General features: G+C 66.0%; 3 protein-coding genes. All 3 read right to left on the bottom strand.

Annotated features, from left to right (window positions below):
- Nucleotides 1–807: glycosyltransferase family 2 protein (locus QZ332_RS13495; protein WP_295766390.1), on the bottom strand; the 807-nt coding region annotated here is incomplete at its 3' end.
- Nucleotides 804–1,592 carry a glucose-1-phosphate cytidylyltransferase gene (gene rfbF / locus QZ332_RS13490; protein ID WP_295766389.1) on the bottom strand — a complete coding sequence of 263 codons (789 nt, stop codon included), beginning with the start codon at nt 1,590–1,592 and terminating at the stop codon, nt 804–806. The genes rfbF and QZ332_RS13495, both read right to left, overlap by 4 nt.
- Nucleotides 1,589–2,113, bottom strand: a 525-nt coding sequence (locus tag QZ332_RS13485; protein ID WP_295766387.1) for a hypothetical protein, incomplete at its 5' end; no start/stop codon positions are given. The genes rfbF and QZ332_RS13485, both read right to left, overlap by 4 nt.

Raw genomic sequence — 2,113 nt, 5'->3', positions numbered from 1 at the left:
GGCCGCGAGCTGCCTGTCACAGCCCGGGATGCGCAGGCGGGAGATCTTCTCCACCATGGAGATCATGAAGGACCACTCGAAATAGCGCCAGGCCGGAGCGCTGTCCGGGAACAGGCCGCTGAGCCACTCCGTGCGCGTCCGGTAGGCGTGCAGATATTCGTCCAGGGTCGCGGCGTCGAGCAGGCTGTGATCCGTCGTCCAGGCGGAGTTGTTGCCCTCGTGCCGGTAAAACGTGTACTTCGGCAGACCGTGGTAGGCCACCCGCTCCGCCCCCGCCAGCAGCTTGTACATCAGGGCGATGTCGTCGTAGGCCCCCTCCTCCGGGAAGCGCAGGTCCTCCACAAGCTCCCGGCGGAACAGCTTGGTCGGGAAGGCCATGTTGTACTTCTTCCGCCACATCAGCTCGATCAGGGCCTCTTCCGCGGTCATGACCGTCTCTTCATCGAACGCCTTGTCCGCCGCCCCGCAGATCGCCACATCGGCGGCGTGCCGCTCCAGGAGGTCCACCAGGAACGCCAGGAAGTCCGGCTCCGCCCAGTCGTCGTCGTCGATGAAGGTGATGTACTCGCCCCGGGCGGCGTCCAGCCCCGTGTTCCGGCCCGCGCCGATGTTCCCCCGCGCCCGGTGGATGACGCGGATGCGGCCGTCCTTGGCGGCGTAGGCATCCGCGATCTGGCCGCTGCGGTCCGTGGAGCCGTTGTCCACGATCAGGAACTCGAAGTCCCCGTACGTCTGGGCCAGGATGCTCTCGATGGCCCGGGAGACCAGCGCCTCCCGGTCGTAAGTCAGCATGATGACTGAGATCATGTCTCCTCCCACACTTTCCAGGGCGCGCGCCCGCTCCCCCACAGCCACTCCAGCCGCCCCCGGTCCCGCTGGGTGTCCATGCACTGCCAGAAGCCGTCGTGTTTGTAGATGCCCAGCTTCCCCTCCCGGGCCAGGGTCTCCAGCGGGGCGCGCTCCAGGATACAGCCCTCCTCCGGGCTGAGGTAGCCGAACACCTCCGGCTCCATCACCATGAAGCCGCCGTTGATCCAGCCGCCGTCCTCCTTCGCCTTCTCCCGGAAGCCGGAGACCGTCGTCCCCGCCTCGTCCAGGTCCAGCACGCCGAAGCGCCCGCCGGGCTGGATGCCCGTCAGGGTCACGGTCTTGCCGGAGGCCCGGTGCTGCTCGAGTAAGGCGTCCAGATCAATGTCGCTCACCCCGTCGCCATAGGTCAGCAGGAAGGGCTCGCCCCCGATGTACTTCTCCACCCGCTTGACGCGTCCGCCGGTCTGGGTGTTCAGCCCCGTGTCCACCAGCGTCACCCGCCAGGGCTCCGCGATGTTCTGGTGGATCGTCATCCGGTTCTCCGCCGAGAAGTCGAAGGTCACGTCGGAACGGTAGAGGTAATAGTCCGCGAAATACTCCTTGATCATGTGGCCCTTATAGCCGCAGCAGATCACGAAGTCATGGAAGCCGAAGCTGGAATAGTACTTCATGATGTGCCAGAGGATGGGCTGCTCCCCGATGGTGATCATGGGCTTGGGCTTCAAATGGCTCTCCTCGCTGATGCGGGTGCCGAGGCCCCCCGCTAAGATCACGACCTTCATAGCAGGCCCTCTCTTTCACAGCTTTCTCGGAGCGCTGCCACCTCCGGCAGATCTCCGGCTCCCATCTCCTCCAGCTCCTCCAAGACCGCCCGGCAGTCGTCCAGGCGCCCTCCCCTGGCGTACAGCTCCGCCAGGCGGACCTTGCCGAAGAGGAAGGCGGAGGCCTGGTTTTCCAGCGCTGCCAGGGTCAGGTAGAGCTGGAGGAACGCCTCCTCGCTCTTCAAAGGCCCTCCCTCCAGCAATGAAGCCGTCATCCGGTCCAGCGCCGCGAGATGCCCGCTGCCCAGGACCAGCCGGGTGAGCGCGGGATGGTCCTTGAAGAACCGGACGTCCTCCACGACCCGCAGCGGCGACTCCTCCGGCAGCACGCTGCGCAGCATCACGCCCAGGTCGTATCGCTCCGGGTCCGCTTCTTTTTCGATGAGCTCCAGGAAGCGTTTTGCCAGCGCCTGCCGGTTGTCCTCAAACAGGAGGGGCAGCAGGTCCCGCTCCCGCGCGAACAGCGCCGCGCCCTTGACGGT

The sequence above is a fragment of the uncultured Oscillibacter sp. genome, assembly GCF_910584465.1.
Lineage (GTDB): Bacteria > Bacillota > Clostridia > Oscillospirales > Oscillospiraceae > Oscillibacter.
The sequence above is the reverse complement of the archived record's forward strand: the minus strand, read 5'-3'. Positions and strand labels throughout refer to the sequence as shown.